Consider the following 13,638-nt stretch of genomic DNA (forward strand, 5'->3'; position numbering starts at 1 on the left):
TCAAGACAAAGCCGTGATGGCACGGCCTGCGGCGACACCCGAACTCCACGCCCACTGGAAGTTGTAGCCGCCCAGCCAGCCGGTCACATCCACCGCTTCTCCGATCATGTAGAGCCCCGGCACATCGCGCGACATCATTGTTTTGCTGTCGATCCGGTCGGTGCTGATCCCGCCAAGCGTGACCTCGGCGGTGCGGTAGCCTTCGCTTCCTGTGGGTGTCAGCGTCCAGTGGCGGAGGCGGTCGGAGAGTTCGTCGATGCGCTTGTCCGACAGATCGCCGACATTGCCGCCCAGAGGCAGGTCGGAAGAGAGGTGAGTGACCAGCCGTTCAGGCAGCACCTCGGCCAGAGCGGTGGTGACGTTGCGTTTGCCGTGTGCCTGACGCGCCGACTTCAGGCTCACTGTCAGATCGTGCCCGGGCAGAAGGTTGATGCTGATGCTGTCACCCTCTTTCCAGTAGCTAGAGATCTGCAGCACCGCAGGCCCGCTGAGGCCGCGATGGGTAAAGAGCACCGCCTCTTCGAAAGCAGTCCCGTTGGTTTCCGCAATGACCGGGGTCGACACACCGGAGATTGCGGCGAAGCGCTGGTACGAAAAGGTCAGCGGCACAAGGGCAGGGCGGGTGTCGGTGATGGCATGTCCGAACTGCCGCGCGATTTCATAGGCGAGACCTGTGGCGCCCATCTTGGGGATCGACTTGCCCCCGGTCGCAAGCACGAGGTTGCGGGCAGAAAGAGTTGTGCGTTTTCCCTCGCGCTCGAGCTGCGCGGTGAAACGCGTGCCGTCATGGCTCAGATCAGCCAGCGCGGTCTGCAACCATAACTCAGCTCCCGCCTGCGCCATCTCGGCGCGCAGCATCTCGACGATCTGGGTTGCCTTGTCATCGCAGAAGAGCTGCCCAAGCGTCTTTTCGTGCCATGCGATCCTGTGGCGGTCCACGAGGTCGAGGAAATCCCACTGGGTGTACCGGCTGAGTGCCGATTTGTGGAAATGCGGGTTCTGGCCCAGAAACCGTGACGGATCGGTGTGCATGTTGGTGAAGTTGCAGCGCCCGCCGCCCGAAATGCGGATCTTCTCGCCCGGGGCCTTGGCATGATCGATGACAAGCGTCGATGGGCCGGCATGTGCCGCGCACATCATGCCAGCCGCTCCGGCCCCCAGAATTAACGTGTTCACCTGCATGATCCGTACCCATCACGGAATGGAGGCGCGTTCAAGGGGACTTGAGCGAATCATTCCTCTGGATCGAGCGAATCATATCGGGTAGGGTGTGCGCAGAGACCCGGGAAAACACGGGCGACAGAGGCAGAAATAGCGGTGAAACCATGACAGAGATGGTCTATGGCGCGGTGCCGACCCGTGCGGGCGAACCTGTGTTGCCGAAGTGGTGGCGCACGGTCGACAAATGGTCCTTGTCCTGCATCCTGATCCTCTTCGGTATCGGCATCCTGCTTGGTCTGGCGGCCTCGCCACCACTGGCCGAGCGTAACGGGTTTGCCGCGTTTCACTACGTTCAGCGGCAGGCCGTGTTTGGCGGTTTGGCGCTGTGTGTGATGATTTTTGTCTCGATGCTGGGCCCGATTGTGGTGCGCCGGCTGGCTGTGCTGGGGTTTATCGCGGCCTTTATCGCATTGAGCATGCTGCCTTTCTTCGGCACTGACTTCGGCAAAGGCGCGGTGCGCTGGTATTCGCTGGGATTTGCGTCGGTTCAGCCGTCCGAGTTCCTGAAACCCACCTTCGTCATCGTTGCGGCCTGGCTTTTGGCGGCCAGCCAGGAGTTGGGTGGCCCGCCCGGAAAGACGCTGTCATTTGCATTGACGGTCAGCATCGTTCTGATGCTGGCGCTTCAGCCTGACTTCGGACAGGCGTGCCTTGTGCTGTTTGGCTGGGGCGTGATGTATTTCGTCGCCGGCGCGCCGATGCTGCTGTTGATGATCATGGCTGGCCTCGTGGTGTTTGCGGGAACGATTGCCTATCAGAACTCCGAGCACTTTGCGCGACGCATCGACGGGTTCCTCAGCCCGGAGGTCGATCCGACAACCCAGCTGGGCTACGCGACAAACGCCATACGTGAAGGTGGATTTCTCGGCGTCGGTGTCGGCGAGGGACAGGTGAAATGGTCACTCCCCGATGCACATACAGACTTCATCATCGCCGTGGCCGCCGAGGAATATGGCCTTGTCCTCGTTCTCATCATCATCGCGCTGTACGCCACGATCGTGGTGCGGTCGCTGCTGCGCCTGATGCGTGAACGCGATCCTTTCATCCGGCTTGCGGGCACCGGTCTGGCCTGCATGTTCGGGGTGCAGGCGATGATCAACATGGGCGTTGCCGTGCGCCTCCTGCCGGCCAAGGGCATGACGCTTCCCTTCGTCAGCTATGGCGGGTCGTCGCTGATTGCGGGTGGCATCGCCGTGGGGATGCTTCTGGCCTTTACCCGGACCCGACCACAGGGCGAAATCGGCGATATCTTGCGGGGACGGTTGCGCTAAGGCCCGTATGTGGGGGCAATCGCGCCCGGCTTTGTTGACAAACGCGGCCTGGACAGGTCTCTGTGCCTCAATCCTTGGGCGGGGAAACCATGAGCAAACCCTATCTTGTCATCGCAGCCGGAGGGACCGGCGGTCACATGTTTCCGGCGCAGGCGCTGGCCGAGGTCATGCTGCGCCGGGGCTGGCGTGTGAAACTGTCCACTGACGCGCGTGGCGCCCGCTATACGGGTGGCTTTCCCCATTCGACCGAGATCGAACAGGTGAGCAGCGCCACCTTTGCGCGGGGCGGGCTGCTGGCCAAGGCGCTGGTGCCGCTGCGCGTGCTTGGCGGCGTGTTGTCCATGTCGGGCCGGATGTTGCGAGACAAGCCCGATGTGGTCGTGGGTTTCGGGGGCTACCCGTCGATTCCCGCGCTGGGCGCGGCTTGGCTGCTGCGGCGCCCGCGGATGATCCACGAACAGAACGGTGTTCTGGGTCGGGTCAATGCGCTTTTTGCCAAGCGGGTGGACCGTGTCGCCTGTGGAACCTGGCCGACGACCCTGCCGGACGGTGTGGACGGCGTACATGTCGGCAACCCGGTGCGACTGGCGGTAAAGGACCGCGCCGGTGCCGCCTATATCCCGCCGGGTGACTATCCGATGTCGATCCTGGTGATCGGTGGCAGCCAGGGCGCACGGATCCTTTCGGACGTGGTGCCTCCCGCGATTGCATCGCTGCCGCTCGAGACCCTTCAACACCTGCGTGTCAGCCATCAGGCGCGTGATGAAGACGGGGAACGTGTCGCCACGTTCTACGCGGAGCACGGGATCAATGCCGATGTACAGCCGTTCTTCAATGACGTGCCCAACCGGATGACCGAAGCACAGCTGGTCATATCCCGCTCAGGCGCATCGAGTGTGGCGGATATCTCGGTCATTGGACGCCCGTCGATCCTTATTCCGTATGCCGCCGCCACGGCAGATCATCAGACCGCCAACGCGCGCGGACTGGTCGAGGCCGGGGCCGCGATCCGCATCCCCGAAAGCAAACTCACCGTCGACAGCCTGGCCGAACAGATCGCGGCGGTTCTGCAAAACCCCGACGCGGCATTGCAGATGTCGCAGGCCGCTCTCTCTCAGGCCCGCCCCGACGCGGCGCAGGACCTTGCTGCGCTGGTCGAACGGCTGGCCGGACACAACCAGGACCACCCGGAAGGACCACAGGAATGAACGCCGCCACGAAACTGCCCGTCGATATCGGTGCCATCCATTTTGTCGGGATCGGCGGCATTGGCATGTCGGGCATCGCCGAAGTGCTGCTGAACCTCGGCTACACCGTGCAGGGGTCGGATCTGAAGGCCTCCAAGATCACCAACCGTCTGTCAGAACTGGGCGCGCGGGTGTTCGAAGGGCAGAGGGCCGAGAACCTTGAGGGGGCGGAGGTGGTTGTAGTGTCGACCGCGATCAAACCGGGCAACCCTGAACTCGATGAGGCGCGCAAGCGTGGCCTGCCGGTGGTGCGCCGCGCCGACATGCTGGCCGAACTGATGCGGCTCAAGTCGAATATCGCGATTGCCGGCACACACGGCAAGACAACGACCACAACGATGATGGCCGAGCTTATGGTGGCCGGTGGCTTTGATCCCACCGTGATCAACGGTGGCATCATCCACGCCTACGGCTCCAACGCGCGGATGGGGCAGGGCGAGTGGATGGTGGTCGAGGCGGACGAGAGTGACGGGTCATTCAACCGCCTTCCGGCGACCATCGCGGTCGTCACCAATATCGACCCCGAACACATGGAGCATTGGGGTGATTTCGACCGTTTACGCCAGGGCTTTCAGGATTTCGTGTCCAATATCCCGTTCTACGGGCTGGCCGTGTGCTGCACGGATCACGACGAGGTGCAGCGGTTGGTGGGCAAGGTCACGGACCGCAGGGTTGTGACCTATGGCTTCAACGCGCAGGCTGACGTGCGGGCGATCAACCTGCGGTATGAAAAGGGCGTCGCGCATTTTGACGTGGCGCTTCAGGCCGAGGGTGACGTGATCGAAGGCTGTACCCTGCCGATGCCGGGGGATCATAACGTGTCCAATGCCCTGTCCGCAGTGGCCGTTGCGCGGCATCTTGGGATGAAGAAATCCGAGATCCGCGAAGCGCTGGCGGCGTTCGGCGGAGTGAACCGGCGCTTCACCAAGGTGGGTGAATGGAACGGGGTCACCATCATTGATGATTACGGACATCACCCGGTCGAGATTGCCGCCGTGCTCAAGGCCGCGCGACAGGCGTCGGACGGGCGGGTGATCGCGGTTCACCAGCCGCACCGGTATTCGCGTCTGTCGCATCTCTTCGACGATTTCTGCGCCTGTTTCAACGAGGCTGACGTGGTTGCCATCGCGGAAGTGTTCGCTGCGGGCGAGGATCCGATCCCCGGAGCCAGCCGGGACGATCTCGTGGCGGGACTGATCCGGCATGGGCACCGACACGCCCGCGCGATCCTCTCTGAGGACGATCTGGAACGTCTGGTCCGCGAGCAGGCGCGCGACGGGGATATCGTTGTGTGCCTCGGCGCAGGTACGATTTCGGCCTGGGCGAATGGTCTGCCGGAGCGGTTGGCGGGGTAGTTCCTCGCTAGCGGGGAACGTTTCGCATGAGCACAGCGTCCACCGGATCAGCGGTGTTCCTCAGGGTCTGACCGAACGTAAGGATGCGTCGACGCGTTCTCGATTTTCGGTTGACCGAAACCGTCGCCCGTGGTGCCACAAGGCTTGCGCGGACATCGCGGCACAGGGGGGCCTCCAATACGTCAATCCGCCCGCGACTTTTATTCGTCGCATCGCAGCGCTAGGTCTTGGCAAGACACGACGGGGAGGAGACAGGGTGGAACTGAACGCGGATTTTTCGAAGCGGGTGGTGGTGCATTCGGCGGACATGCCTTGGGTCGCCTCGCCGATGCCCGGCGTGGAGCGGCGTATGCTTGACCGGATCGGCGAGGAAGTCGCTCGGGCCACGTCGATCGTGCGGTACGCACCGGGCAGCCATTTTTCTGCGCATACTCATACCGGGGGCGAAGAATTTCTGGTGCTGGACGGTGTGTTTCAGGACGAGCATGGCGACTATCCGGCAGGCACCTATGTGCGCAATCCACCGACCTCGCAGCACACACCCGGAGCCGAAAACGGCTGCACGATTTTCGTGAAGCTCTGGCAGTTCGACCTTGACGACCGCACGCAGTTCCGGCGCGACATGGCCGCAGAACTGGGCCCTGTCGAAAACGGGGTTGCGCGGGCGGAGTTGCATCGGGATGCGCGCGAAGTTGTGTCCTATGTCGTGCTGGAGGCGGGGGCGCAGATTGTTGAGGACGTGGCAGGCGGTGTGGAGCTTTTGCTGCTGGAGGGGGATCTGAGCGAAGGCGATACGCGGCTGAAGGCCGGATCCTGGCTGCGACTTCCGGACGGGATGGCCCTGCGGGCGGTGGCCGGAGCGGATGGTGCCAGGCTTTGGATGAAGACCGGCCATTTGCCTTATGCGCAAGCCCCGGCAGTCTGACCGGATGCGCGATACGGTGGCGATTGTCGGGGGCGGGCTGACGGGGCTTGCTCTGGCTTGGCACCTCAACAGGGCCGGTGTTCCATTTCACCTTTATGAGGCGCGGTCGCGTCTTGGCGGGCGCATACAGACTGCGATGCGCGACGGTGCCGGGTTTGACCTTGGGCCGTCATGGTTCTGGCCCGGTCAGCCGAGGATGGCCCAACTGGTCAATGCGCTGGGGTTGGAGCGGTTCGATCAATGGGCCGAGGGCGCGCTGCTTTATGAGACCGAACAGGGCGAGGTGATCCGGGATCGGGGGTTTTCCTCGATGCAGGGATCCTACCGGGTGCGCGGTGGCATGGGAGCGCTTGTTTCACGTCTTGCTGCGCAATTGCCCGAGAGCGCGATAACTCTGTCTGCACCGGTGCGTGAAGTTTCTGCTGCAGGTGGGCTGACTTTTGAGGATGGTCAGACGGTCGAGGCAGCCCGGACCGTTCTCGCGCTGCCGCCCCGACTCGCCGCAGAGTTGGTGCGCGGGTCGGAGTTCAGCCCCGTCCAGATCGCTGCCCTGCAGGGAGTGCCGACGTGGATGGCAGGTCATGCAAAGCTGGTTGCGGTCTACCAAAAGCCTTTCTGGCGGGAAGACGGCCTGTCCGGCGATGTGATGAGCCGCCGGGGGCCGATGGTCGAGATTCACGATGCCGGTTCCGGGGACAACGGCGCGCTGTTCGGATTTCTGGGCGTGCCTCCGGCGGTACGTGCCGGGCAGCGCGCAGCGGTTATCGAGGCCTGTGTCGCGCAGTTGGGGCGGGTATTCGGCTCGCGCGCGTCCGCGCCATTGGCGGTGTTTTATACCGATTGGGCCGAAGAGGAGTTTACATCTGTCGAGACGGACCGCCAGCCTTTGACGCATCATCCGGCATACGGGAGACCCGAGACCCTGAAGGCGGCGCCGGGCGACCGGGTCTGTTTTGCCGGAACGGAGCTGGCCCCGGAGATGGGCGGCTACCTGGAAGGCGCGCTGGCGTCGGCTGAAGAGGCGGCCGACTGGGTGCTTGCGGGGTGATTGCGATACCTACGGGCGTGTGACGCGAGGTGCAGGGCAGGGCGTTGTTGCAGAAGCGCCAACTCTGTCCGCGCCCGGAAATGTGGCATCTTGCGGGCGTGGAAGCGATTGGTCACAGTAGGCGCGCGGTTCGGATCGGGGCTCAGCTGCCAGGTGCCCGATCCCGTTATTCCCTGAGCGGGGCCGCGGATATGAGATGGACGAGCCTGTCTGGCCGAGTGGTGGAGAAACCGCGATGAGCTATTCCCTGAGTGCAGCGTGCTGCTGGATCATCCTGGCAGCGATCCTTGCGGCAATCCCGTCAAACGACAATCACTGGCGGCGGGCCTATTTCCTTATGGCGCTTGGTCTGCCGATCGTTGTCTGGGTTTACGTGAATGATGGCCTGATGTGGGGACTTGCGGTGACGGCGGCGGCAGCCAGCATCTTCCGGTGGCCGTTGCGCTATCTCTGGTCGTGGTTTCTCCGGCACGTTAAAACCCGCGCGGAATGAGGCTTTACGCCTGCGCCGTGGCGTTGCACAAGGCGGACCATGACGCGACTTCCCGAGGTGCGGGGCAGGCTGACCCCCGACAGACCCCTTTCCGATCTGACATGGCTGCGCGTGGGCGGGCCTGCGGACTGGCTGTTTCAGCCCGCCGACCTGGATGACCTTTCCGGTTTCCTGAGGGAGCTCCCAGAGGATGTTCCGATATTTCCGATGGGGGTCGGCTCAAACCTGATCGTGCGGGATGGCGGATTGCGGGCGGTGGTCATCCGGCTTGGGCGGGGTTTCAACGGGATCGAGGTTGACGGCACGCGGGTGCGAGCGGGGGCGGCGGCTCTGGATGCGCATGTGGCGCGGCGCGCGGCCGATGCCGGGGTCGATCTGACCTTTCTGCGCACCATCCCCGGCGCGATTGGCGGGGCGGTCTGTATGAACGCGGGCTGCTACGGGTCTTATGTGGCCGACCACCTGATCGAAGTGGGGGTCGTCCTGCGGTCTGGCGACTATGTCACGCTTCCGGCAGCGGACCTGAAACTCGCCTACCGGTCGAGCGAACTTCCTGACGGCGCGGTTGTTGTCGAGGCGCTGTTTGAAGGCGCGATGGCCGATCCGGACGCTCTGCACGCCCGGATGGAAGATCAGTTGGCCAAACGTGATGCAACGCAACCCACCAAGGACCGCACCGCGGGCAGCACGTTCCGCAATCCGGCCGGGTTTTCGTCAACCGGCAAAGCGGACGATGTCCATGACCTCAAGGCATGGAAGGTGATCGATGACGCCGGCATGCGCGGCGCAATGCGCGGCGGGGCGCAGATGTCGCCCAAACATTCGAACTTTCTGGTCAATACCGGAAATGCCACGGCGGCGGACCTCGAAGGATTGGGCGAAGAGGTGAGAAAAAAGGTTTTCCTGCACTCGGGAATAGAGTTACAATGGGAAATCAAACGCGTCGGCGAGGCTTTGGTTCCGGCGGCGCAACCGGACGAGGGATGAACCCTCGCAGGTGAAGGCGGTGCGCCGGGCAGGTTGCACAACATAAAAAACGGGGTTCGGCCCCGGGCAGAAAATGGGGGTAAACCCCCATGAGTTGAGGCGATTTTGGGTATGTCGAGCAGGACAAACCCGAAGGTGGCAGTTTTGATGGGTGGCCCTTCGTCAGAGCGCGAAGTGTCTCTGTCTACAGGGCGCGAATGCGCTGCCGCTTTGCGGGACGAAGGATTTGAGGTTCACGAGGTCGATGCGGGCCGTGACCTTGCGTCTGTTTTGACCGCGCTGGCTCCCGATGTCTGTTTCAATGCACTGCATGGCCGCTGGGGTGAGGATGGCTGCGTTCAGGGGCTGCTCGAGTGGCTTGGAATTCCCTATACCCATTCTGGCGTTCTGGCCTCTGCCCTTGCGATGGACAAGGAGCGGACCAAGGACGTGTACCGCCGCCATGGGTTGCCAGTGGTCGAGAGCGTTCTCGCGTCGCGCGACGAGGTCAGGAAGCGTCACGTCCTGCCGCCGCCATATGTCGTCAAGCCGTTCAATGAAGGCTCTTCGGTCGGCGTCTACCTTGTGAACGAAGACGCAAACGGCCCACCGCAGCTTTCCGATGATATGCCGGAAACCGTCATGGTCGAAGCCTTCGCGCCCGGGCGGGAAATGACGACGACCGTGGTCGGCGGCCGGGCACTTTGTGTGACCGACATCCTGACCGACGGCTGGTACGACTACGACGCCAAATACAAGACCGGCGGATCGCGCCACGTGCTGCCTGCCAATATCCCGGACGAGATCACCGAGGCGTGTCTCGACTACGCCGTGCGCGCTCACACCGCGCTGGGCTGCCGGGGGGTGAGCCGCACCGATTTCCGTTGGGATGAGAGCAGGGGGCTTGCCGGGTTGATCCTGCTCGAGACCAACACCCAACCTGGCATGACGCCCACATCTCTGACGCCGGAACAGGCTGCGCATACGGGTATGAGTTTCGGCGCGCTGTGCCGATGGATGGTGGAGGACGCGTCATGTCACAGATGACCGCGCGCCCTGATCCGGCACCGTCCCGCCTGAAGTACCGGATGGAGCGGCTCATGCTGACGCCGCTGTTCCGGTTGCTGCTGCGCTTCGGGCTGCCCTGTCTTCTGACCTTTGGTGTTGCCAGCTGGTGGCTGTCGGTCGAGGAAAACCGCCAATTGATCACCGACACCTATTCAGATCTGCGCTCGCAGGTCGAAAGCCGTCCGGAATTCATGGTCAACATGATGGCGGTGGATGGTGCGAGCGATCTTGTTGCGGAAGGTATCCGCGAGATGCTGCCGCTGGATTTCCCGATCAGCTCTTTCGATCTGGATCTTGAGAAAATGCGCGAGACGGTCGTTTCGCTGAACCCGGTGAAGTCGGCGCGGCTTTATGTGCGGCAGGGCAATGTGCTGCAGGTGGATGTCGTCGAGCGCATCCCGGTTGTGCTGTGGCGCAATGACCAGGGGCTTGAGCTGCTGGACAATGAGGGCGTTCTGGTCGGGCCGGCCTTTTTGCGCTCGGACTGGCCGGAGCTGCCGCTGATCGTCGGTGAAGGCGCGGATCGGAACGTGACCGAGGCGCTCGATCTGGTTGCAGCGGCTGAACCGCTGGCCGGTCGTCTGCGCGGACTTGTCCGCATGGGAGAACGGCGCTGGGATGTGGTGCTGGACCGGGATCAGCGCATTCTGCTTCCCGAAACCGACGCGGTTCTGGCGCTGGAACGGGTCATCGCGATGGACGAGGCGGTGGACATGCTGGAGCGGGATCTGGTGACGGTCGATCTGCGACTGCCACACCGGCCAACACTTAGAATGACAGACGGAGCGGTGCAGGAATTGCAGCGCATCCGCGCGATCGAGGCAGGGGAACCATTGGAATGATCGAGCTATACGAGTCACAGCGGGCAATGCGCAATATGCGCAAGGCGGCGATGCAGAGAGGGGTGATTGCCATTCTCGACATTGGCAGCTCCAAGATTGCCTGTCTTGTGCTGCGCTTCGATGGAACAGACAGGTCTCTTGAAACCGACAGCATCGGGTCGCTGGCAGGGCAGTCCGGCTTTCGGGTGATCGGGGCGGCCACGACGCGCTCACGGGGTGTGCGGTTTGGTGAAATCGACTCAATGGGCGAGACCGAACGGGCCATCCGGACGGCGGTTCAGGCGGCACAGAAGATGGCCCAGATCCGTGTTGATCATGTTATCGCATGTTTTGCAGGCGCTGATCCGCGCAGCTACGGTCTTGCCGGAAAGGTCGAAGTGGCCGGGTCCACGGTAGACGAACAGGACGTAGCCCGCGTGCTTTCGGCCTGTGATGTGCCTGATTTCGGCCATGGGCGCGAAGTGCTGCACGCGCAGCCGGTGAATTTTGCTCTCGATCACCGCAGCGGGCTGATCGACCCGCGTGGGCAGATCGGACAGGAGCTTGCAGCCGACATGCACATGCTGACCGTGGATGCGCAGGCGATCCAGAATCTTGCCCACTGCATGAAACGCTGTGACCTCGAATTGGCGGGCATCGCGAGTTCGGCCTATGTGTCCGGTGTTTCGGCTCTGGTCGAGGACGAACAGGAGCTGGGTGCCGCCTGCATCGACATGGGCGGTGGTGCAACCGGGCTGTCCATCTTCATGAAAAAGCACATGATTTTTGCCGATGCCGTCCGCATGGGCGGCGATCATGTGACCAGCGATATTTCGATGGGACTTCAGGTGCCAATGGCGGTTGCCGAGCGGATCAAAACCTTCCATGGCGGCGTCGTTGCGACCGGGATGGACGACCGGGACATGATTGAAATCGGCGGTGACACCGGCGATTGGCACCATGACCGGCGGACAGTCAGCCGGGCGGAACTGATCGGGATCATGCGGCCGCGGGTTGAGGAAATCCTCGAAGAAGTGCGCGCGCGGCTTGACGCCGCCGGCTTCGAGCATCTGCCAAGCCAGCAGATCGTGCTGACCGGCGGGGCAAGCCAGATCCCCGGATTGGACGGGTTGGCGACCAAGATCCTCGGCCAGCAGGTGCGGCTGGGACGACCCATGCGGGTGCATGGTTTGCCGCAGGCTGCGACCGGTCCGGGATTCGCCAGTGCCGTTGGTTTGTGCCTGTTTGCGGCCCATCCGCAGGACGAATGGTGGGACTTTGAAATCCCGGTGGACCGCTATCCGGCACGATCTTTGAAGCGTGCGGTCAAATGGTTCCGTGATAACTGGTGATCGCAAGATGTTGAGCTATCGGCAAAATCCCGCATACGCCGTTGAAGATGATAGCACATTTGGTGCTAATATACGGTTTTTACGTGACGTTTGGCCGATTGCCCGGTAATAATTGGCGAAACAGGTGCAGAAAACGTCCCGAATGGGGCTGAAATAGCAGGCGGACAAAATCATGACTTTGAACCTTTCGGTGCCCGGACAGGAAGAATTGAAACCCCGCATTACCGTGTTCGGTGTTGGTGGTGCTGGTGGCAACGCGGTGAACAACATGATCGACAAGGCCCTTGAGGGTGTCGATTTCGTTGTGGCGAACACCGACGCGCAGGCGCTCCAGCAGAGCCGGTCGACCAGCCGTATTCAGCTCGGGGTGAAGGTCACCGAAGGTTTGGGCGCAGGTGCGCGGGCCACAGTCGGTGCGGCGGCGGCCGAGGAAAGCATCGAACAGATCGTCGATCACCTCGCAGGTGCGCATATGTGCTTTATCACCGCGGGAATGGGCGGCGGCACGGGGACAGGTGCCGCACCAATCATCGCGCAGGCCGCGCGTGAGCTGGGCGTTCTGACGGTCGGTGTCGTGACCAAGCCGTTCCAGTTCGAAGGCGGCAAGCGCATGAAGCAGGCCGAAGAGGGTGTCGAAGCGCTCCAGAAGGTCGTCGATACGCTGATCATCATTCCGAACCAGAACCTGTTCCGCCTCGCAAACGAAAAGACCACCTTCACCGAAGCGTTCTCCATGGCGGACGACGTTCTGTACCAGGGGGTGAAGGGTGTGACCGACCTGATGGTCCGTCCGGGCCTGATCAACCTCGACTTCGCCGACGTCCGTGCGGTGATGGACGAAATGGGCAAGGCGATGATGGGCACCGGCGAGGCCGAGGGCGAAGATCGCGCCATTCAGGCCGCCGAGAAGGCCATCGCGAACCCGCTGCTCGACGAGATCAGTCTGCGCGGCGCCAAGGGCGTTCTCATCAACATCACCGGGGGCCACGACCTCACCCTGTTCGAACTGGACGAAGCAGCGAACCGGATCCGCGAGGAAGTGGACACCGACGCCAACATCATCGTCGGCTCGACATTGGACGATGGCATGGCAGGCATGATGCGCGTCAGCGTGGTGGCCACCGGCATCGACGCCTCCGAAGTGCATACGGATATTCCGGTTCCGCGCCGCAAGCTGGCAACGCCGCTCACCCAGGTCACGCAGGTTGAGGAAGAAGCCCGCGCCGAGCGTGAAGCGCATATGCCGAAACCGGCGGCAGCGCGCGTTGCCGAAGCAGCAGAAGAGCCGTCGCTGTTCGGATCGCTGGAAACCGAGCGTGAAGCAGCGGAAGAGCAGATGGAAACCATCTTCGATGAAGATGACGTGCAGGACGAAGCGCTGGACGACGATGGTCTGCCGCCGCCGGCCTACCGTCCGCAGGTCGCCGAGTTCAGCCCGCGTGAAGACAGCATCGAGGCCGATCCGGAGCAGTTTGTTGCCCCGCGTTCGCCTGCTCCGGGCACTCCGAGCGCAGAGGCGCTTGCCCGTCTTCAGGCCGCCGCATCGCGTGCGCGTCCGGCCACCGCAGCCCGCGCAGCACAGACAGAACCGGAGCCGGCAGACAGCGAACGTCCGCGCTTTGGGATCAACTCGCTGATCAACCGCATGACGGGGCATGGACAGGCATCGGAAACCCCGGTTCGCCGCACGGCACAGCCGCCGGTGCAGTCCGGAGCTGCCGCTCCGGCGCCCGCGCCTGAAGCCGATGAAGATCAGGAGCGGATCGAAATTCCCGCATTCCTGCGGCGCCAAGCCAACTGAATCTGCAAGAATCTGCCAGTGAAACGCCCCCGTTTTCGGGGGCGTTTTCTTTTGGTTTCAGGTATTTGCC

12 protein-coding genes are annotated in these 13,638 nt (G+C 62.8%); 11 read left to right on the forward strand and 1 reads right to left on the reverse strand.

Annotation, left to right across the window (positions count from 1 at the left end):
* Complete coding sequence (locus tag MGEO_RS07175) at positions 1 to 1,182, reverse strand: BaiN/RdsA family NAD(P)/FAD-dependent oxidoreductase (protein ID WP_085636044.1); 1,182 nt, start codon at positions 1,180 to 1,182, stop codon at positions 1 to 3.
* 143 nt (positions 1,183 to 1,325) lie between these two features.
* Between MGEO_RS07175 and ftsW the strand changes: the two genes are divergently transcribed.
* The 11 genes from ftsW (at position 1,326) to ftsZ (ending at position 13,568) form a co-directional block, all read left to right on the forward strand.
* Positions 1,326 to 2,492 (forward strand): putative lipid II flippase FtsW, encoded by a 1,167-nt coding sequence (gene ftsW, locus MGEO_RS07180; RefSeq protein ID WP_085636045.1) that lies wholly within the window; start codon positions 1,326 to 1,328, stop codon positions 2,490 to 2,492.
* Positions 2,493 to 2,581: 89 nt separating this feature from the next.
* Positions 2,582 to 3,700 carry a UDP-N-acetylglucosamine--N-acetylmuramyl-(pentapeptide) pyrophosphoryl-undecaprenol N-acetylglucosamine transferase gene (locus MGEO_RS07185; protein ID WP_085636046.1) on the forward strand — a complete coding sequence of 373 codons (1,119 nt, stop codon included), beginning with the start codon at positions 2,582 to 2,584 and terminating at the stop codon, positions 3,698 to 3,700.
* Positions 3,697 to 5,094 carry a UDP-N-acetylmuramate--L-alanine ligase gene (gene murC, locus MGEO_RS07190; RefSeq protein WP_085636047.1) on the forward strand — a complete coding sequence of 466 codons (1,398 nt, stop codon included), beginning with the start codon at positions 3,697 to 3,699 and terminating at the stop codon, positions 5,092 to 5,094. The genes MGEO_RS07185 and murC overlap by 4 nt, the downstream gene beginning before the upstream one ends.
* A gap of 256 nt (positions 5,095 to 5,350) precedes the next feature.
* Positions 5,351 to 6,019 carry a cupin domain-containing protein gene (locus tag MGEO_RS07195; protein ID WP_085636048.1) on the forward strand — a complete coding sequence of 223 codons (669 nt, stop codon included), beginning with the start codon at positions 5,351 to 5,353 and terminating at the stop codon, positions 6,017 to 6,019.
* Complete coding sequence (locus MGEO_RS07200; RefSeq protein ID WP_233139738.1) at positions 5,997 to 7,067, forward strand: flavin monoamine oxidase family protein; 1,071 nt, start codon at positions 5,997 to 5,999, stop codon at positions 7,065 to 7,067. The genes MGEO_RS07195 and MGEO_RS07200 overlap by 23 nt, the downstream gene beginning before the upstream one ends.
* A 235-nt stretch (positions 7,068 to 7,302) precedes the next feature.
* The gene (locus MGEO_RS07205; protein ID WP_085636049.1) at positions 7,303 to 7,560 is read left to right on the forward strand and encodes a DUF2484 family protein; all 258 of its coding nucleotides are present in this window, start codon (positions 7,303 to 7,305) and stop codon (positions 7,558 to 7,560) included.
* Between the two features lie 39 nt (positions 7,561 to 7,599).
* Positions 7,600 to 8,547: a UDP-N-acetylmuramate dehydrogenase gene (murB, locus tag MGEO_RS07210; RefSeq protein ID WP_085636050.1), complete on the forward strand. Its 948-nt coding sequence runs from the start codon at positions 7,600 to 7,602 to the stop codon at positions 8,545 to 8,547.
* Between the two features lie 105 nt (positions 8,548 to 8,652).
* Complete coding sequence (locus tag MGEO_RS07215) at positions 8,653 to 9,573, forward strand: D-alanine--D-alanine ligase (RefSeq protein ID WP_233139740.1); 921 nt, start codon at positions 8,653 to 8,655, stop codon at positions 9,571 to 9,573.
* The gene (locus tag MGEO_RS07220; RefSeq protein ID WP_085636052.1) at positions 9,561 to 10,436 is read left to right on the forward strand and encodes a cell division protein FtsQ/DivIB; all 876 of its coding nucleotides are present in this window, start codon (positions 9,561 to 9,563) and stop codon (positions 10,434 to 10,436) included. The genes MGEO_RS07215 and MGEO_RS07220 overlap by 13 nt, the downstream gene beginning before the upstream one ends.
* On the forward strand, positions 10,433 to 11,767 hold the full coding sequence (gene ftsA / locus MGEO_RS07225; RefSeq protein ID WP_085636053.1) for a cell division protein FtsA: 1,335 nt from the start codon (positions 10,433 to 10,435) through the stop codon (positions 11,765 to 11,767). The genes MGEO_RS07220 and ftsA overlap by 4 nt, the downstream gene beginning before the upstream one ends.
* 172 nt (positions 11,768 to 11,939) lie before the next feature.
* A complete protein-coding gene (gene ftsZ / locus MGEO_RS07230) occupies positions 11,940 to 13,568 on the forward strand; it encodes a cell division protein FtsZ (RefSeq protein ID WP_085636054.1) in 1,629 nt (542 codons plus the stop codon).
* Positions 13,569 to 13,638 lie beyond the last annotated feature (70 nt).

Origin of the sequence: Marivita geojedonensis, from assembly GCF_002115805.1 — a bacterium.
In the GTDB taxonomy this organism is placed as follows: domain Bacteria; phylum Pseudomonadota; class Alphaproteobacteria; order Rhodobacterales; family Rhodobacteraceae; genus Marivita; species Marivita geojedonensis.